The sequence below is a fragment of the Flavobacterium panici genome (genome assembly GCF_903819335.1).
In the GTDB taxonomy this organism is placed as follows: Bacteria; Bacteroidota; Bacteroidia; order Flavobacteriales; family Flavobacteriaceae; genus Flavobacterium; species Flavobacterium panici.
In genome coordinates, this window is sequence record NZ_CAIJDE010000060.1 from 1 (window position 1) to 18,988 (window position 18,988).

Consider the following 18,988-nt stretch of genomic DNA (forward strand, 5'->3'; position numbering starts at 1 on the left):
TCCGGTTAAGTTGGACGCCATCTGATTAACGGAATCGGTTAAATCTTTCCATGTTCCACCAACACCTTTTACTTTTGCCTGACCTCCCAGTTTTCCTTCTGAACCTACCTCACGCGCCACACGAGTTACCTCAGAACCGAATGAGTTTAGCTGATCCACCATAGTATTGATGGTATTTTTTAGTTCAAGAATTTCTCCCTCAACGTTTACGGTAATTTTTTTAGATAAATCTCCTTTTGCTACGGCTGTTGTTACCTCAGCAATATTACGTACCTGACCGGTTAAGTTGGATGCCATCTGATTTACAGAATCGGTCAAATCTTTCCAAACTCCACCCACACCTCGTACTTTTGCCTGACCTCCCAGTTTTCCTTCAGAACCTACCTCACGTGATACACGAGTTACCTCAGAAGAGAAGGAATTCAGCTGATCCACCATGGTATTGATGGTATCTTTTAATTCCAAAATTTCACCTTTTACGTCAACGGTAATTTTTTTAGATAAATCTCCTCTTGCTACGGCAGTTGTTACATCGGCAATGTTACGTACTTGTCCGGTAAGATTCGATGCCATTTGGTTTACCGAATCCGTTAAATCTTTCCATGTTCCACCCACACCTTTTACCTGCGCTTGTCCGCCCAGTTTTCCTTCTGTACCAACCTCACGCGCCACACGGGTTACCTCAGAAGAAAAAGAGTTCAGCTGATCCACCATGGTATTGATGGTATTTTTTAATTCTAAGATTTCTCCTTTTACGTCTACGGTAATTTTTTTAGATAAATCTCCTTTTGCCACCGCTGTTGTTACATCGGCAATATTACGTACTTGTCCGGTAAGATTCGATGCCATTTTATTTACAGAATCGGTCAAATCTTTCCAAACACCGCCCACACCACGAACTTTTGCCTGACCTCCCAGCTTTCCTTCTGTACCAACCTCACGCGCCACACGGGTAACCTCCATCGAGAAAAGGTTCAGCTGTTTCACCATTCCGTTTACCTCTTTTGCAATTCTAAGGAATTCTCCCTGAAGCGGGTTTCCTTCAATAGATAAAGGCATTTCCTGTGATAAGTTTCCTTTTGCCACCGATGTAATTACGTGGGCAATTTCGATAGTAGGGTGAACCAGGTCAGAAATCAGGGTGTTTACAGATTCAACACACGAACTCCACGAACCACGTGCACCGTCAAGAACCACGCGATTGGTTAGTTTTCCTTGTTTACCAATGCTTTTTCCAACCTTTTGAAATTCAAAAACCATTCTTTCGTTCAGGTCAATGATTTCGTTTAAAGTATCGCAGATTGATCTTTTTATTCCGTTTTGATCGGTTGGGAAACGCTGCGAGAAGTTTCCGTTTTTAACTTTCAGCAAAATCTTTAAAAATTCGGCATCGTTAAGAATAGATTCTTCGGGTTCGATTTTTTTTACTTTGGTTCCAGATGGTTTTTTTTCATCTGTTATGATTGGCAGTGCGATCAAAACCTCATTTTCTGGTGCTTTATCGGTGTGTTTTGCTTTTTTCATAATTGGCGGCTTGGTATATTTTTGATTTTAGAGTTCAGATTTTAGATTATTTCTGATTTCTAATCTTTGATTTTTGAAATTGTGATTGCAATTGATATTTTAAAATTTCTATTAAATTTAAGTATTTTCATTTAATAAAATTTTCCTTAGATGAAATTGTACAAAGGCATCCATTGAATCGGGTCTTTTTGTATTGTCATTGTAATTCAATGGTTTAATGATATATCCTGAAATGCCTAGTTCTTCGGCGGTAACCCTGTCGTTATTTTCAGAAGATGTGGTCATAATAAAAACATTTAAGTGTTTTAATTTTTCGTCGGTTCTTATAATGCTGAGAAATTCAATTCCGTTCATTCTGGGCATATTAATGTCCAGAAGAATCACATCCGGCACAAGCGGATTTTCTGGATCTCTTAATAGTTTTAATGCTTCAAGTCCGTTGTAGGCGGTATGAAGAATATATTTGATTTCTAATTTTTTTAAGGAACGTTCTACCGATATAGTATCCAGTTCATCGTCTTCAATTAGTAAAATGTTTGGCTTTCTCATACGGCTTTATTATTTCTCCAGGTAAAGGTAAATTCTGCCCCTTCGCCTAGTTTTGATTGTACATTGATGGTTTCACCTTGTTCGTCAATTATTTTTTTGACAATGGCGAGGCCAATTCCGGTGCTTTCCATTTCATTTTTTTCTCTCAGGGTTTGAAATATTTCAAAGATTTTTTGATGGTATTCAGGATCAATTCCAATTCCGTTATCTTTTATCGAAAACTCAAAAACGTTCATTATTTTTTCGCATTTTATTACGATGCGTGGATTTTTTGGATTGGAGTATTTTACAGCATTACTGATTAAGTTAGAAAATACCTGCTCGAGTTTTAAACGTTCTGTAAAGATTACGGGAAGATTAATAATTTCTAACTTGAATTTCCTCGGAACAATAGACTGTGCAATTTCATCAACCATTATATTGGTATCCACTAATTCAGGAGTTGTTTTTCGGTTGATTCGGGCATAATCCAAAAGACCGTTAATTAAGGCTTCCATGCGCTGCGTTCTTTTCGGAATTATGCTCAGATAATTTTTTAGGGCAGGAGAAAGCTCTTCTGATAAATCTTCTTCAATCCAGCTGATAACATTATAAATACCGCGAAGAGGCGCTTTTAAATCATGAGAAACCACATAGGCAAATTTGTTAAGTTCTGCATTTTTGTTTTCCAGGTCCTGAATGTTTTTTTCCAGTCGGCGCGACATAATGTTTAAAGAGGAAGAAAGCGCACTTAATTCATCCTTTCTATAATCTTCAACTATGGTAAATTTTCCTTTAGAGATTGTATCTGCCACACGAACCATAGAGTTGATTCGGTTGGTAATCATAATAACGATATAAGCTGTACTTGCAATACCAACAAATATGGTTAAGGATAAAAATATGAGCGAAAATGTTCTGGTATTTGCTAAAGACTGCAGTAACATATCGCTGTGGTATTTTCGTGTTTTATATTCGATTTTATCAAACCGTTTGAACTTTCTACTAATAGCATCATTGATATTTTTGCCTATATGTTTTTTGAATTTAGTGTCAATAAGGTTTTGATAAACTACGGGATTATTGTTTCTGGTTTCGATTAATTCTGATGTATATACAAGCCACTCAATATGCAGGTGTGTTATAGAATCTATTATAGACCGTTGTGTATTATTAATGCCAATAAGAGAACGTTGTTCTCTAAGATATTCCGGTACTTTTTTTATTCCTCTATTATATTCTTCTAAAAATGTGGTGTCATTTGTTAAAAAATAACCTCTTACGGCACTTTGCATTTCAAGAATGGCCCTGTGGGTTTTATTAGAATTTCTAATTACGGCTTCAGATTTTGAAAGAAATTGAGAATTAAGCTGTACTTTTTTAGACAGCCTGTAATTCGTATAGGAATCTGCTACAGAAAGTAAAATGATAAGCGTAAAAGCTACAAGTATTTGAGTTGATAATTTCATTGTCTTTCTGTTAGGAATACCAAAGGAACCAGGGTTTAACAATAAAAAAAAGCAAAAAACGGCACAGCGCAGTAAACGGTTTGAGCAGTATAATTAAGCACAGTACACATTATGCGATATAATGACTTAGTATTTTTTTTAATTCATTGAAATCACTTGGTTTTGAGATGTATTCATCTGCTCCGTATTTTTTGGCTTTAAGCTTAATTTCTTCAAATTGTGAAGTTGAGAAAATAATGATAGGAATATCTTTAATGATTTCCTGCTTTTTAATTTCTATTAAAAATTCTAAGCCGGACATAACCGGCATATTAAGATCCAGAAAAATAACATCGGGATTAATTTTTTTGTGGATCAGTTTATTGAGTGCTTCTACAGGGTTTTGCATCGATACATAATCAGCACTGGAAACTGCCTGAAGCGCTTCCATAAAAAAATCGCAATCGTCAATATCATCGTCAATTTGTAATATGTTTTTATAACTCATATAAATATTGGGGTGTTTATAAAAGATGATATTTCGTTAAAAACGAACGGCATGACAATATTTTTCTTACTCAAATGTAAAAATAATATTGCCAATTTTAATCTCTTTTGATCTGTTTTTTGAAAGAAATTTATTAAAATTCTTAAAAAAATATTTTAATCGATAGTCGCTTCTAATGTGTCTGTTTTGTGAGTTGAAGCTTCTTTATGATTGCTTCTGGAATTATCATCTTCGCAAAGCGATTCGCAGCTGTAGTTCAAAATTGAAATTAGGATAACAATTAAGAAGATTGGTAAAAGTATTTTCATGGATTTATGTTTTGGTGAAACATTTATAAGACTGAAAAGTATAACTATGCCCTAAAATTTTCTTACACAATTTTTAAATATTGTTCTATAATTCTCATGCCAAAATAATGTACATTAGTTTTCTGAAATTTTGTAACGATGAAACATTCAAAAAAAGGCGAATTTTACGGCGATACAAACAAGACTATTTATCTCGACGGAATTACTTTAACTGATACCGTTTACACACATCCAAAAGTGGACTGGCATTACCATGAACATGCTTATTTTACTTTTATTCTGGAAGGAAATGTTATTGAAGGAAATAAAAAAGAAGTCTACAATTGTTCTCCCGGAAGCCTGTTGTTTCATAACTGGCAGGATGCACATTATAACATAAAACCAGACGGATTTACGAGAGGTTTTCATCTTGAAATTGAAAAGCACTGGTTTGAGAATCTGAGTTTAAACAGCGAAAATCTGGAAGGAAGCAGTAAAATTTTAGATCCTGATATTAAATTGTTGATGTACAAAGTTTTCAGGGCTTCAAAAATAGAGGATAATAGTACTGATATTTCTACTCAAATATTACTGCTCGAAATAATTTCACGTTTACAAAACAATTTTAAAGCGGTTTTAGATAAAAAGCCAAAATGGGTAACAACGCTGGATGAAATCCTGCACGAACAATTTGCAGAACCTCTTACGTTAGAATATTTAGCCTCGATATTAAATATTCACCCGATACATTTGTCGAGGGATTTTTCTAAATATTTTCATTGCAATCTGGGCGAATATATTAGGAAATTAAAGGTTGAAAAGGCGCTTTCGCTGATGTCTTCCCAAAATCAGTCTTTTACCGAAATTGCTTATCAATGCGGGTTTTCAGACCAAAGTCATTTTAATCGCTGTTTTAGGGAAATGAATGAAATTAATCCATCTGAACATAAAAAAATACTTTTTAAGAAATAACCGCAATGTTAATTCTGTACAATTTTTAGTGAATGGAACGATATAGTTTTGCTTTTCAAATATTTATAAAAACTAAAATAATGACACGAATAATATTGTTTCTTTTACTGTGTTTGTGCGGTAAAATTGCGGCCCAAAATGATTTATATAAAGCAGACGAAATCACTTATGATATTCATAAAGCCAATATTGGCAAGGTTACTTTTATGAATGGAAATATTCCGCTGGCTGAATATAAAAAGACGGATATTTTAAAATCATTTGAACTTAAACCCAGATCCGATTTAAATATCAGGGTTTTTATGGATAATTCAGTAGTGAATTATTTACATCAATTAGCTCCTGAACTTTCTGCAGAAACACTTTTAAAAACCGGAAATCTTCAGTTTTCTTTTTATGTTGACGGTAAATTGATTTATACCGAAAATATTCATCACGGCTGCAATTTTGGATCTGGCGGAAACAAAAATACATCGACAGTATTTAGAGTTCCGCTAACGAGTACAAAAGGAGAAGACTGGTGGGCCATGAATATGTGGGAACGATTTAAAAATAATGGCGGAGAAAAAGTACTGAACACAGGAACGCATGAACTCAAAATAGAACTCAGACCTTATATAAAAATAGACGACACTATAAAAACAGGAAATTTAATTGCCGAAGGTCAGTTAAAGCTGCTTATAAAACCCATCGTATTAACTAAAAAACAAATTGAAGTTCAGCAGATTCAGCCGGGAAGCGATTGGGAAATTTCAAATCAGTCTTTTGATAAAAAGAAAATTGAGGAATTAAATTCAGCTATTGGCAATTATAATTTAAAGGAAATTACAAGCGTCGTTGTCATACATAATGGTAAATTACTTCTTGAAGAATATTTTAATGATGCCAATAGAAATACGCTGCACGACACGAGATCTGCCGGAAAATCTTTTGCTTCTACAATGATGGGAATTGCGATTGATGAAGGTTTTATTAAAAATGAAAATCAGACTTTAAATACATTTTACAATTTAAAACAGTTTACTAATTATGAACCTAAAAAAGACAGCGTAAAAATAAGAGATCTACTTACAATGAGTTCTGCTTTTGAAGGTTCTGACAGCAATGGAAATTCTCCGGGAAATGAAGATAATATGTATCCTGCTGAGAATTGGGTAAAATTTGCGCTCAACCTGCCTATGGATAAAACCAAAACAAACGGCGGTCAATGGGATTATTTTACGGCTGGAGTTGTTGTTCTTGGTGATATTATAAACAAAACGGTTCCTCAAGGTTTAGAAAAATATGCCGATGAAAAGCTTTTCAAACCTTTGCATATTACGAATTATCAATGGCAGTATACGCCTCAAAAAGTGCCTAATACGGCCGGAAGTTTACAAATGACTTCGCTGGAATATGCTAAATATGCGCAATTGTATAAAAATAATGGTTTGTGGAACGGAAAACAAGTTTTAAGCCCGGAATGGGTTTCTAAAACTTTTACAAAACAAATCCAGATTCCGGAACGAAATAATGAATTCTACGGTTATTTGTTTTGGAATAAAACTTTTGCTTTTGAAGGAAAAAATTATGAAACGTTTTATTGTGCCGGAAATGGGGGAAACCAGTTTATAGTTTTTAAGGAACTTCCGTTAGTGATCATTATTACTTCAAAAGCATATAATAAACAATATGCACATCCTCAGGCAGAAAAAATTGTAAAGGATTATATTTTGCCGGCTGTTTTAGATTATAAACGGTAATGTTTTAGGTTAAATTATCTTTCAAATGTGGGAAATATGTAAATTTAAACTGTAATTATTTCTTTACAATCTTCGCAGGCATGGTAAATTGGGCTTTCAAAATAACAATGCCCGATGATGAAAAAATTACGAATCTCAATTATAAATATACACGGACTTTTAAAGGGTTCCGGTCTTGAAATTGGCCGGGATGCAGACAACGGCGGACAAACTAAATATGTCTACGAACTTGCCGAATTTTTATCCCAGCACAAAGATGTTGAGCACGTACATTTATTTACACGATTAATTGACGATCCTTTGCTTTCGCCTGAATATGCAGTTCCTGTGGAAGTAATTAATGATAAATTAGATATAAGACGAATTCCTTTTTTAGGAAAAAAATACAAATCGAAAGAACTGCTTTGGGAAGATCTTGATACGTTTGTAAACGGAGCAATGCAGCATATTAAACTGCACAACATTTATCCGGACTGGATTCATTCTCATTACGGAGATGCTGGTTACGCTGCCGCCGAATTATCTGCGGTTCTCAATATTCCTTTTGCGCATACCGGACATTCTTTAGGATTTTATAAAAAGAAAAAATTGCTTGAAAGCGGATTTACGGAAGAAGAACTGGAAAAGAAATTCAAGTTTAAAGCCAGGATTGCGGCTGAGGAAAAGACACTTGAACTTTCGGAATTTATTGTTACTTCTACCGAACAGGAAATTGAAACCTATAAAGCGTATAAAAATTTTGAGTTAGGAAAATACCACGCCATTTCTCCGGGAATTGATACCAGAAAATTTGTTCCTTATTATTTTCAGGAGCCGGATAATGATAAACATTTAGAAGAAACGCAGCGGAAATACTGGGTTTCAGAAACGATTTCAAAATTCCTGACCAATCCGCATAAACCTTTTATACTGGCACTTTCGAGGCCTGACCGACATAAAAATCTCCATACACTTATTGATGTTTACGGTAAAGACAAAGAATTGCAGAGCATTGCAAATCTGGTCATTTTTGCCGGAATCCGTAAAGACATTGCCAAAATGCCGGAATCTGAAAAAGATGTTCTGACGGATTTATTATTGCAAATGGACAAATACGATTTGTACGGAAAAATGGCCATTCCGAAAAAGCATGATGTGGAGAACGAAGTTTCGATTATTTATCGTTATGCTGCCGAAAAAAGAGGTGTATTTGTGAATTTGGCTTTGCATGAAAATTTCGGCTTAACCGTTATAGAATCTGCCAGTTCAGGACTTCCGGTTGTGGTTACCAAAAATGGCGGACCATCAGAAATTATTCCAGTCTGCCAAAACGGAGAATTGGTAAATCCGCAAGATGAAAATCAAATTAAAAAAGCACTTCGAAATATTTTAACTGATGAAAATCAGTGGAAATATTATTCGAATAACGGCGCCATAAATATTCAAAAACATTACAGCTGGTTAAGCCACGTTAACCAATATGTGGAATTGGTAAAAGAAAATTTATCCTTATCATCCGGAGCCGGAATCAAAAAACAGCATTATCCAAATATCAATATTGACCGATTGAAAAGAAAGATCGAAAACTTATTGGTTTCGGATATTGACGGTACGCTGATCGAACCCAAATTAAATAATCCCGGATTAAAGGAATTAAAAGCGCACTTAACAAACCGTACGGATAAGATGGCTTTTGCTATGGCTTCGGGAAGAAATTTGACTTTGGTTAAAAAAATCATTGATGAAGAGGAATTCCCGCTGCCGGATTTTATTATTTGTTCGGTAGGGACAGAGATTTATTATACTAATGGGGAAGATTATATTCTCGACAAAGGCTGGGCAAAATTCTTAGCCGGAAGATGGAAAAGAGAAGATGTTGTCGAACGTTTAAAAGAAGTGAAATGGATCAGGCTTCAGGAAGAAGAAGCTCAGAATGCTTATAAAATTTCCTATTACTACGAAAAAGAAGATTACGATCACGACGAATTAATCAAGGCTTTAGGAACGGGCTGGTATAAAATAAATATTATTCCGAGCCATGGACAATATCTGGATTTTATTCCGAAGCGGGCTTCAAAAGGAAACGCTATAAAATTTTTATGCCGAAAATGGAATATTTCATTATCGAATGTTATTGCAGCCGGAGACTCGGGAAATGATGTCGATATGTTCAGAGGCTTGGTAAAAGGTATTATTGTGGGAAACAGAAGCGCAGAACTGGCCGATTACGAAACGACCAAAAGTGTTTATGTTGCTAAAAATTCGGCTTCTGAGGGAATTTTAGAAGGATTGAAATATTATAAAATAATTAAGTAACGTGTTAAGATTATTTAAACACATAGAAACATAGGTTATATTCTAAAATTAAAAAGAGTATAAAAAGAAACTAGTTTCTCACACATAGCTTTGTGGCAGCTTTGTCAAAGTTTTGAACTTTGACAAAGTTTTACACTTACGCAACTATGTTTGTTTTAAACAAGTGAAACACCTTTTTTAAGCTTCAAAAACCTATGTTTCTATGTGTTTAAATTAATATAGATATGCATTTAAAATAATTATACTAACAGATTAAATAAGTAATAAAATGTATTCAGGTTCAGGATTTAGCAATTGGGAAATTGGAGATGTTGATGTATTTATAGATGAAAAAGGAATGCATCATTTGTTTCATTTGATTATTCCCAATCACGATTATATTGCGCACGCAGTTTCAAAAGACGGTCTTTCTTGGAAAAGAGTAAAAAATGCTTTGTTTGTAGGTGATCCGGGAGAATGGGACGATGATATGTTGTGGACAATGCATGTAAGCAAAAGATCGGATAAAAAGGGTTACGAAATGTATTATACCGGTTTGAAACGTCAGGATAAAGGAATTGAGCAAAAAGTAGGCAGGGCAGTTTCGGCAGATTTAATTCATTGGGAAAAAGAAAATTTTGAAGGTCTGCCTTTTAAAAGTGAAGCACCACATTATGAAAGTTTTTCTAACAATCCACGGGAATGGATTAGTTTTAGAGATCCTTTTAAATACACGTATGAAGGCGAAGATTATTTATTGATTTGCGCCCGAAGTGCATCCGGACCAATTTACAGACGCGGCTGTATTGGTGTAGCCAAAAGAGAGAAAGAAGGTTTTGTGCTGCAAAAACCGCTGCATTTCCCATATGTATATGATGATGTTGAGTGTCCGTGTGTTATAGAAATAAAAGGAACTCATTATTTACTTGGCTCCATTCGCGAAGATGTTAAAGTACGATATTGGTCCGCGCCGGAGTTTAAGGGAGAATATTGTGCTTTCCATAATAATGTATTGCTTCCGCAGGGGAATTATGCAGCGAGAGTTGTAAAAGACGGCGCGCATTTTTTAGTTTATAATTTTTATTTTGCCGATGGAAATGTCAATACACACCGAGTAATTCCGCCGCCAAAAGAATTGGATATTGACAAAAGCGGCAGACTTTTATTAAAGTCTTATTATTACTGGGAAAAGCTCTACCAAAAAACAATTTTGCAAAAAGATTTACCGCAGCCCTTACCAATTCTGGGAAATCCAACTGCTGATTTTGTTCAGGAAAATGAAAACAAATGGAGATTTGGATGCCGAAGCGGTTATGAAATTTACTGCTTCGAAAAACCTTCAATGGATTTTGTGTGGGAAGGAACGCTTGCGGTGGAAGGAATGGGAAAAACAGGATTTGTAATTGAATGTGATAAAGAAGGAACAGCTTATTATATTTCGATTGATTTTGTAAACGGATTTGTTCAGTTCAGGGCTTGGGGATTTAATGAAAAAGACGTTAAGAATAATTTTATTTTTGAAAACATTCAAACCAATCAATTTGAAATTCAGGATAATAAACAAATCTATTTTAAGATTATCCGTTACGGAAATTATTATGAACTTTCTATAAACGATGTCGTAAAACTAACTTTGCTGGATTTTAGGTATAACGAAGGCAAAATAGGAATTTATGTCTGCTCGGCCGTTATATCCGTTAGTGATTCTAAAATTCATGTAATTCCCGAACCGGAAAATGAATACGCAGCATCAGACCCGGAAAAATATTCTAAAGATTACAGCCGGATGGTGCAGATTAATCCGAGTTAAATTAGAAAAAGCCATATCGTTGTTGATATGGCTTTTTTGATGGTTCTGATATTTCTTTTAAATAATCTTTTTTTGAAGGTTCATTAAAACTACAGCAAACATTGCTTTCGAAGGTTTTAATGTTTTAAATTTAATAGTATAATTCTGAATTGTTGATAATATGCTGATAAACAGTTAATAACTACTGCATTGATTATTATATACTTAAATAATCGAATGTTTATATTTGATAAAGGAATAGTTAAGGAATTAATTTAAATATTAATATATGGAACGAGCTATAAAACTACAAGTACGTAAAGAATTAGACGGACGTCAACAATTTAATGTAATTAAGTTAAAAGGCAGTTTAATCTCCAAAGGCTACACTGAAATAATACATATATTAGATCAGGACGAAAATTATCACATTAATTCTTTTGCCACTTCGGCAGAAAGCAGGAATGAAGTAAAAGATTTTATTGCTGATTTTATTTCCAGCCAAAATCTTACTGATGCAGTTACTGTTTTTAAATAAACAAATCATTAACACCAAAACCAAAAAAAAGCTATCTGAATTCAGATAGCTTTTAATGATTATTTATTATTTGAGAGATTTACAATGGTCGATCATAGCTCTCTAAAGTTTCCTCTTCATCTTCGTAATAATTGTCTTCTTCCTCAAGGCTGTCATCTTCATCATCCCAGGAAACATTCTTACTCTGACCTCTAAAATATCGACTTATTTCCTGATCGTCGCATATTGTTATCGAATCATACAGACAAAAAGATTCTTGTTTTCTAAATGTGGTTTCGTCATTTTCATTGCCTTCAAATTTCATGATATCAGTATTTAGAGGTTAATAATTGCTGTTTAAATTTAGTTCTTGCAGATTTTTACTACGGGAATGTAAATGTAGAATTGTTAATGGGAAAATATTTTATAGTTTAAATTGTAAAAGTTATATAATTCACATATACAGTTTGTTAACAGAAAAATATTTAAATTCTTTTACTAAGTTGTCCCTAATTTTTATTCTTCCGGATTTTTTTAAATGTATTGGTAACAAACCAAACGAAATGTTAATACAATGTTTCATAATCCTGCTGTTTTATTAATGTAAACGTAACCTAACCGACCTACCCTCAGTTTTAATTTTGAAGACATATTATTAAACAAACTATTGCAGTATATGTCATTTTTCAAAGTAAGCATACTTCACCAAATAAATGTTTTAATAGACATTATTTTCCCAGTCAATAATAATAAAGTGAAGTATTATGTATAAAGGTTATTCTGATGAAGAACTTGTTGAATTATTAAAACAAGGAAAAGATAAAGCTTTTGATGAGCTGTATTTTAGATACCGTGATGTGCTGGTGCGCTTCGTTTATTTAAGGATGAAATCGGTTCCTATTTCTGAAGAAATTGTTCAGGAAGTTTTTACCACCATCTGGGAACGCCGTAAAACGATCGTAATTCAAAAAAGTTTTGCAGCATACATCTACACTTCCGTTCGTTACACAACTTTAGATTATATAAAATCCCACACCGTAACAGATCAATATATTCAGGAAGTTTTAGATAGAAATACCGTTTCTTATAACAGTCATAATGCAACCGAAGATTCTATTTTTTATGATGAATTACAAATAGCGGTTGACAAAGCAGCTTCGTTACTTCCAAAAAAATCAAAAGAGGTTTTTATTCTCAGCAGAATCAAACATTATTCGAATAAAGAAATTGCTGATGAACTTAACGTTTCGATCGATACGGTAAAATATCATATTACATACGCATTAAAATTCATGCGGACTTATTTAGGAGAGTTTAATTGATTTTAATATTTCCGAAAATGATAAGCCGACTTTTTCTTAACAAAAGCGTAACCTTTTCAACCTACCTGAATTTTCAATTCTCAAGACATACTATTAAAGACATAAAGAAATTATAATGACTGATAAATTAAAACAAGAAATAAAACATTTTTTAGGGGGAAATTATTCTCCAAAAGGACAAGAAATGTGGAATAAATGGTACGATCGTACTGATGAAGCTTTCGAGAATATGGAGACCATAAAATCAGATCGTTCCAAACTAAAAAAAGAATTGAGACAAATAAAGAAATCAAACGAGGTTATATTTCTTCAAACTAAATATTGGGCAGCTGCGGCTTCCTTATTAGTATTATTTGGTACATCATTTTTCTTTTACCAAAAAGCAATAAATGATGTTGAAACTAAAGAATATGCGGCAAAGTTAGGCGAACATGCAAAACTAACGTTAAGCGACGGAACACAAATTTGGCTGAATGCCGGAAGCCGTTTAAAATATCCGAAAGAATTTAAAGGAGATACTCGCGAAGTTTATCTAACCGGAGAAGCTTTTTTTGATGTTGCCAAAGACAAAAAACATCCATTTATAATCCACACCGATAAAATGGACACCAAAGTATTGGGAACGAGCTTTAATGTTCAGGCATATCCGGACCAAAGAACACAGGAAGTTTCTGTTATGACCGGAAGAGTAAATGTAAAATCGACTGTTACAGAAGAAAATGTATATGTAACGCCGGGTCAGAAAGTAGTTTTTAAATCCAAAAACAACAAACTCCAAGCCTTTAAAGATGTTCCTGTAAACACGATTTCATTGTGGCGAAAAAATATTATTGTTTTTGAAGATACGCCGCTGCCGGAAGTTATCGCAACCATAAACAGAAACTACAATGTTGCCATCGAACTTAAAAACAAGAATCTAAACGCACTAAAAATAAACGCCTATTTCAAAGAACTTCCTGTAGATCAGGTTGTCGCCTTGGTTTGCAATATAGTAAACGCCGAATATAAGGTAGAGGACGGGGTTTATAAAATTCAATAGTTGTGAAAAGTGAATAGTAAAAAGTAATTAGTAAAAAATCTAAAATCTGAATTCTAAAATCTAAAATTAAAAGCCAATCTAAAATCCAAAAACTATGAATGAAAAACAAAAGCGGTACGTCGTAAAGTTTCAAAGCATTAAAAAAGCTATGTGGGCAAAAGTAATCTTATTTATTGCTTTGTTTTTTACCGGATTAATAAATGCCGGAAATATTGATTTTGATAAAAAAGTAACCTTAAAGGTAGAAAATGAAAGCTTGAAGAATGTTTTTCAAAAAATTGAAAATCAGGCTGGCGTTCATTTTATGTACGAATCAAATCAAGTTAATACGAACCAGAAAATCAGTTTAAAACTTACGAACGTTAAACTGGAACAGGCATTAGATAAAATATGCAGTAATTTTTCACTTCGATATGAAATTGTAAGCAACAATATCGTAATTAAAAAAACGCAGAAAATAGCCGGTTTAACGGATGATCAAAACAAAATTATTGTTTCGGGAACTGTTTTTGGCGGAGACGATAATATGCCATTGCCGGGAGTTGGAATTAAAGACAAAGGTTCTAATACAACAACGGCAACAGACTTTGACGGAACTTTTAAAATGGAAATAACCGCCTCTGAAGCAGTACTTATTTTCTCTTATGTTGGTTATGTAACACAAGAAATAAAAGTAACAAAATCAGAAAATATCACTGTAAAATTAGCAGCCGATATGAAACAGCTTCAGGAAGTTGTGGTTATGGGTTACGGTAGTGTAAAAAAGAATGAAGTTTTAGGATCTGTAGGATCTGTTTCTATGAAAGAAGCATCAAGCAGAACGTATAACAATGCGGGCGAATTATTACAGGGAACTGTTGCGGGTGTTACGGTTATCAACGATGGAGGAGATCCAACAGCTTCGCCAACAATTAATATTCGTGGTATTGGATCTTTAAACGCAGAAACACCGTTAATTGTTTTAGACGGAATTATCTACAGCGGTTCGTTAAATACGATTAACCCAAATGATATTGCTTCGATCAGCGTTTTGAAAGATGCGGCATCAGCAGCGATTTACGGAGCAAGAGCTTCTGGAGGTGTAATTTTAATTACGTCTAAAAAAGGAATTTCAGATAAAATTAATGTAAACGTTAATTATCAGGGAGGTTTTCAAAATGTGGCTAAAAAACTTGATGTTTTAAACGCTGCAGAATATGCTGATGCCATGAACACAGCAAGAGATAATGCGGGTTTACCAAGAATTCCTGCTTTTGATCCTGCTTTTGAACCAACAGCAAGAACAACAAAAACAAACTGGATGGATGAAATTTTCCGTACAGGAGAAATTCAGGATCTATCTCTTTCGATAAATGGAAAAACAGAAAAATCAAATTTCTTTCTTTCAGGAAGTTATAGAAGAAACGAAGGTATTTTGCTAAATACTTTTGGAAACCGTTACACCGTAAGAGCAAATACCTCTTTTAAACTGGCGCCAAATTTTACACTTGGAGAAAATTTATCATATTCCTTAACAGATGGTCAGTCTGCTAATACTTCAAGCGCTTACACTGGAGCAATTTTAGGAGCAATTTTTTATCCGCCAAATGCAACAATTTACAGAGAAGATGGTTCTGGACAATTTGGAGGAGTTCCTGAAAAATATATTGGTTCTTACGGAGACGTTATCAATCCGGTTGCTTACTTAAAAAGATTAGACAACAGAAATCCAATTTCTACAGTTTTAATCAATCCTTATGCAGAATGGGAAATTATTGAAGGTTTAAAAGTGAAATCAAACTGGGGTTATACAAGAATACAAGATAACGCAACAGATTTTACGGTTAAAATTACAGAACCCGGAAAAATATTCGACTTTAACAGATTGACTAAGAAGTCAATGACAACAACTGATTTATTGAGCGAGCAGACTATTTCTTATGAAAAATCATTAGGAAAACACAACTTCAAAGCTTTAGCAGGATATACGTATCAGGAAACAAAAAGAGATTATTACACGGTTGAAGGAACTGGATTTGATAACGAAGATCCATCCCAGCGTTATTTGTTGAATGCTAAAGTAATTCAGCAGACAGGAGCAGGTTTATCTGATGAAATTATTTCTTCTTATGTGGGAAGGTTAAACTACGATTTCAATCAAAAATATTTATTATCAGGAATTGTACGTCGCGACGGAACTTCAAAACTTTTACAAAATAACCGTTGGAAAGTGTATCCATCAGTTTCGGCAGGATGGTTAATTTCTGAAGAAAGTTTCATGAAAAGCATTAATCCAATTGTAAGCAATTTAAAACTTCGTGCAAGCTGGGGACAAATAGGAAACTTAGGAAACCTTGGGCCTTACCAGTTTAGTGTGCCTCTTACGCAGACATCAGCTTTAATTGGAGCAACTCCGGTAATTAATTACGGTTATGCTGAAAGTGAATTATCTAACCCTAATTTAAAATGGGAAAGTTCTGAGCAGACTAATATAGGTTTAGATTTTACAATGTTCAATAATACAATTGTAGGATCTGTAGATGCTTATGTAAAAACAAACAAAGATATGTTAGTTCGCGATCAGCTTCCTGGAGTTTCCGGAACACCTCTTGGCAGAATCGTGAATTCTGGAGATGTAGAAAACAGAGGTCTTGAAGCTAGTTTAACATATCAAAAAACACGTGGAGAATTTAAATTTGATGTAACGGCAAATGCTGCATTTTTAACAAACAAAATTGTTTCTATTAAAGATGATTTGACTTCACTTGAGCCTTTAAACTTAAGCCGAGTTCGTAGTTTGCCATTAGCAAATATTTATCAGGTTGGAAGCCCGGTTGGTGCTTTTTACGGATATGCAACTGACGGATTGTTCCAAAGTACTGCAGAAGCAAAAGCGTATGTAAATGCAAACGGAGTGGCGTATCAGCCAAATGCTGTTGCCGGAGATATTAAATTTAAAGATGAAAACGGAGACGGTGTTATTAATAACAGCGATAGAGTAGTACTAGGAAGTCCGTTTCCTAAAACAACTTACAGTTTAAATGCCAACTTCAAATACAAAGGTTTCGATATGAATATCTTTTTTAACGGAGCGTCAGGGAACAGTGTTTTCAATGCTGTAAAACATACAGGTTTAAACGGTTCTTTCCCGGGTTACAACTTATTGGCTGAATCTAAAAATGCCTGGTCACCAACCAATACAGATACTAATATTCCGGTTCTTTCGTCAACAGATAACAACAATAACTTCGGAAGAATCTCTGATTTCTATATTGAAGATGCTTCTTTCTTAAGATTGAAAAACGTGTCAATAGGATATACAGTTAAAGAAAACTGGTTAAACGGAAAAGCAAAATTAAGATTCTTTATTTCTGGACAAAACTTGTTTACCATCACAAATTATTCAGGAATGGATCCGGAAGTTGGTCTTAGAAACTTTGGAATGGATGTAGGTAAATATCCGCTTTCAAGAATTTATATGACTGGTGTAAACGCTACTTTTTAAAAATATAAAATAAACAAAATGAAAAAATTAAGTCTTTTATTATTGAGTTTTGTGCTATTGGTAACCACCACAGCTTGCGAAAGTGAACTTGATGTAATTCCGCAGGGAGCGCCGTCAAGCGGAAATTTCTGGAAAACTCCGGCAGATGCACAAGCAGGAGTAAATTCGATTTATGCTTTGTATTCTGATGATAATATGTACGGTCGTGGTTTCTTTTGGTTAAACAACGCCAGTGATGACATCGGAACAAAACCAAGACAAAATGCAGAACGTATCAAAAATTTTATTGTTGACGGAGCTGAGTCGGATACAAAAGATATCTGGAGACTTCATTATGAAATTATGAAACGCTGTAACGACGTAATTCGTAATATTCCGAATATCCCTTTGGATGAAAAAACAAAAAACGGAATGCTGGGCGAAGCTTATTTTAATCATGCTGTAATGCATTTAGAATTAGCATATCATTATGGAGACGATCGCGCCGGAATTCCTATTCAGGATAGACAAAACTTTACAAACGTTTACGTTCCGCGTGCTAAAAACGTTGGAGAAAACTACGCTTATATCGCCGCCGATTTAAAGAAAGCTGCTGATTTACTGCCTTATTTTAATGAGCTTACACCAGACAATTATGGACGCGCGCACAAAACGGCTGCCTGGGCTTATTTAGTTCGTACGTACTTGTATGCTAAAGATTGGGATAATGCTATAAAATATGCGAACATGATTGTAGCAAGCGGAAAACATAAACTGCTTGACAATTTTGAAGATGTGTTTAAAATTAAAAACAACTGGTCTACAGAATATATCTGGTCTGTAACTTCTAGTGCAGAAAATACAGGTTTGGGTTCCATTTTTCCTGGAGTTTGTTTAGAAGATAAAGGATGGGGAGCTTACAATGGCTGGGGAAATTTTTATCCAACAAAAGAATTGTTTGATACTTATGATCCAACAGATAAAAGAAGAAGCGCGACAATACTTCAAAAAGGAGATAAATTCGTTTATTTTGGACAAGAAGTAACATTTAACGAAGGAAACTATATTGTAAGTTCAAGTAACAGAACTGGTTATCAGTTTAAAAAATACATGGAGCCGTTTAGTTATCCAAAAACGAATTCTGGAGCGGTAGATATTCGTTATGTAAATGCAAACGGAGACAAACCTTCAACTGCTTTAAATGTTCCGCTTTTACGTTATGCTGATGTACTTTTAATGCTTGCTGAAGCGAAATTAATGAAAGGTCAAAACGCAGATACTGAAATCAATTTAATTCGTCACCGTGCTGGTCTTGGCGATCTTTCCGGAGCAACATTAACTGATTTAAAAAGAGAGAGAAGATGTGAATTAGCAGGGGAGTGGACAGACCGTCATTTTGATTTAGTGCGTTGGGGAGATGCAAAAGATGCTTATGCAAAACCGCTTCACCATTATAACGGAACCGTAATTTATCCGGCTCGTAATTTCAATCCTGCTATTCACCACGTATGGCCAATACCACCAGATGAAATCGCTGTGAGCAAAGGAGCTTTGACTCAAAACCAAGGATGGTGA

15 protein-coding genes are annotated in these 18,988 nt (G+C 34.4%); 9 read left to right on the plus strand and 6 right to left on the minus strand.

The window, feature by feature from the left end; all coding sequences use genetic code 11:
- The 5 genes from FLAPXU55_RS19490 to FLAPXU55_RS19510 all read right to left on the minus strand — a co-directional run.
- Positions 1-1,524, minus strand: a 1,524-nt coding sequence (locus tag FLAPXU55_RS19490) for a HAMP domain-containing protein (RefSeq protein WP_180860442.1), incomplete at its 3' end; no start/stop codon positions are given.
- A 117-nt stretch (positions 1,525-1,641) separates the two neighbouring features.
- Positions 1,642-2,073: a response regulator gene (locus tag FLAPXU55_RS19495; protein ID WP_180860445.1), complete on the minus strand. Its 432-nt coding sequence runs from the start codon at positions 2,071-2,073 to the stop codon at positions 1,642-1,644.
- Entirely contained in the window at positions 2,070-3,521 is a 1,452-nt protein-coding gene (locus FLAPXU55_RS19500; protein ID WP_180860448.1) for a sensor histidine kinase, read from the minus strand. The genes FLAPXU55_RS19495 and FLAPXU55_RS19500 overlap by 4 nt, the downstream gene beginning before the upstream one ends.
- Before the next feature lie 109 nt (positions 3,522-3,630).
- Positions 3,631-4,008 carry a response regulator gene (locus tag FLAPXU55_RS19505; protein ID WP_053472714.1) on the minus strand — a complete coding sequence of 126 codons (378 nt, stop codon included), beginning with the start codon at positions 4,006-4,008 and terminating at the stop codon, positions 3,631-3,633.
- Between the two features lie 155 nt (positions 4,009-4,163).
- Positions 4,164-4,316, minus strand: a complete 153-nt coding sequence (locus tag FLAPXU55_RS19510; RefSeq protein ID WP_165590693.1) for a hypothetical protein — start codon at positions 4,314-4,316, stop codon at positions 4,164-4,166.
- 138 nt (positions 4,317-4,454) lie between these two features.
- Between FLAPXU55_RS19510 and FLAPXU55_RS19515 the strand changes: the two genes are divergently transcribed.
- The 5 genes from FLAPXU55_RS19515 to FLAPXU55_RS19535 all read left to right on the plus strand — a co-directional run bounded on the left by FLAPXU55_RS19515 (position 4,455) and on the right by FLAPXU55_RS19535 (position 11,610).
- Entirely contained in the window at positions 4,455-5,267 is an 813-nt protein-coding gene (locus FLAPXU55_RS19515) for a helix-turn-helix domain-containing protein (protein ID WP_180860451.1), read from the plus strand.
- Between the two features lie 80 nt (positions 5,268-5,347).
- Positions 5,348-7,009: a serine hydrolase domain-containing protein gene (locus FLAPXU55_RS19520; RefSeq protein WP_180860454.1), complete on the plus strand. Its 1,662-nt coding sequence runs from the start codon at positions 5,348-5,350 to the stop codon at positions 7,007-7,009.
- A gap of 114 nt (positions 7,010-7,123) precedes the next feature.
- A complete protein-coding gene (locus FLAPXU55_RS19525; protein WP_180860458.1) occupies positions 7,124-9,304 on the plus strand; it encodes an HAD-IIB family hydrolase in 2,181 nt (726 codons plus the stop codon).
- Between the two features lie 268 nt (positions 9,305-9,572).
- Positions 9,573-11,093 carry a glycoside hydrolase family protein gene (locus FLAPXU55_RS19530; RefSeq protein WP_180860461.1) on the plus strand — a complete coding sequence of 507 codons (1,521 nt, stop codon included), beginning with the start codon at positions 9,573-9,575 and terminating at the stop codon, positions 11,091-11,093.
- Between the two features lie 268 nt (positions 11,094-11,361).
- Complete coding sequence (locus FLAPXU55_RS19535) at positions 11,362-11,610, plus strand: hypothetical protein (protein ID WP_053472709.1); 249 nt, start codon at positions 11,362-11,364, stop codon at positions 11,608-11,610.
- 79 nt (positions 11,611-11,689) lie between these two features.
- Here FLAPXU55_RS19535 and FLAPXU55_RS19540 read toward each other — a convergent pair whose 3' ends face one another.
- On the minus strand, positions 11,690-11,914 hold the full coding sequence (locus FLAPXU55_RS19540; RefSeq protein ID WP_053472708.1) for a hypothetical protein: 225 nt from the start codon (positions 11,912-11,914) through the stop codon (positions 11,690-11,692).
- 439 nt (positions 11,915-12,353) lie between these two features.
- Between FLAPXU55_RS19540 and FLAPXU55_RS19545 the strand changes: the two genes are divergently transcribed.
- The 4 genes from FLAPXU55_RS19545 (at position 12,354) to FLAPXU55_RS19560 (ending at position 18,988) form a co-directional block, all read left to right on the plus strand.
- On the plus strand, positions 12,354-12,911 hold the full coding sequence (locus tag FLAPXU55_RS19545; RefSeq protein ID WP_180860464.1) for an RNA polymerase sigma-70 factor: 558 nt from the start codon (positions 12,354-12,356) through the stop codon (positions 12,909-12,911).
- 115 nt (positions 12,912-13,026) lie between these two features.
- Positions 13,027-13,950: a FecR family protein gene (locus tag FLAPXU55_RS19550; protein WP_180860468.1), complete on the plus strand. Its 924-nt coding sequence runs from the start codon at positions 13,027-13,029 to the stop codon at positions 13,948-13,950.
- A gap of 94 nt (positions 13,951-14,044) precedes the next feature.
- Entirely contained in the window at positions 14,045-17,434 is a 3,390-nt protein-coding gene (locus tag FLAPXU55_RS19555; RefSeq protein WP_180860470.1) for a SusC/RagA family TonB-linked outer membrane protein, read from the plus strand.
- An 18-nt stretch (positions 17,435-17,452) separates the two neighbouring features.
- Entirely contained in the window at positions 17,453-18,988 is a 1,536-nt protein-coding gene (locus tag FLAPXU55_RS19560; RefSeq protein ID WP_180860472.1) for a RagB/SusD family nutrient uptake outer membrane protein, read from the plus strand.

Bases quoted from the DNA above. Each gene is read 5' to 3' on its own strand.
- FLAPXU55_RS19520 (WP_180860454.1), top strand. From the start codon at position 5,348: ATGACACGAATAATATTGTTTCTTTTACTGTGTTTGTGCGGTAAAATT.
- FLAPXU55_RS19560 (WP_180860472.1), top strand. From the start codon at position 17,453: ATGAAAAAATTAAGTCTTTTATTATTGAGTTTTGTGCTATTGGTAACC.
- FLAPXU55_RS19515 (WP_180860451.1), top strand. From the start codon at position 4,455: ATGAAACATTCAAAAAAAGGCGAATTTTACGGCGATACAAACAAGACT.
- FLAPXU55_RS19540 (WP_053472708.1), bottom strand. From the start codon at position 11,914: ATGAAATTTGAAGGCAATGAAAATGACGAAACCACATTTAGAAAACAA.
- FLAPXU55_RS19500 (WP_180860448.1), bottom strand. From the start codon at position 3,521: ATGAAATTATCAACTCAAATACTTGTAGCTTTTACGCTTATCATTTTA.
- FLAPXU55_RS19525 (WP_180860458.1), top strand. From the start codon at position 7,124: ATGATGAAAAAATTACGAATCTCAATTATAAATATACACGGACTTTTA.
- FLAPXU55_RS19535 (WP_053472709.1), top strand. From the start codon at position 11,362: ATGGAACGAGCTATAAAACTACAAGTACGTAAAGAATTAGACGGACGT.
- FLAPXU55_RS19510 (WP_165590693.1), bottom strand. From the start codon at position 4,316: ATGAAAATACTTTTACCAATCTTCTTAATTGTTATCCTAATTTCAATT.
- FLAPXU55_RS19555 (WP_180860470.1), top strand. From the start codon at position 14,045: ATGAATGAAAAACAAAAGCGGTACGTCGTAAAGTTTCAAAGCATTAAA.
- FLAPXU55_RS19495 (WP_180860445.1), bottom strand. From the start codon at position 2,073: ATGAGAAAGCCAAACATTTTACTAATTGAAGACGATGAACTGGATACT.
- FLAPXU55_RS19505 (WP_053472714.1), bottom strand. From the start codon at position 4,008: ATGAGTTATAAAAACATATTACAAATTGACGATGATATTGACGATTGC.
- FLAPXU55_RS19545 (WP_180860464.1), top strand. From the start codon at position 12,354: ATGTATAAAGGTTATTCTGATGAAGAACTTGTTGAATTATTAAAACAA.
- FLAPXU55_RS19550 (WP_180860468.1), top strand. From the start codon at position 13,027: ATGACTGATAAATTAAAACAAGAAATAAAACATTTTTTAGGGGGAAAT.
- FLAPXU55_RS19530 (WP_180860461.1), top strand. From the start codon at position 9,573: ATGTATTCAGGTTCAGGATTTAGCAATTGGGAAATTGGAGATGTTGAT.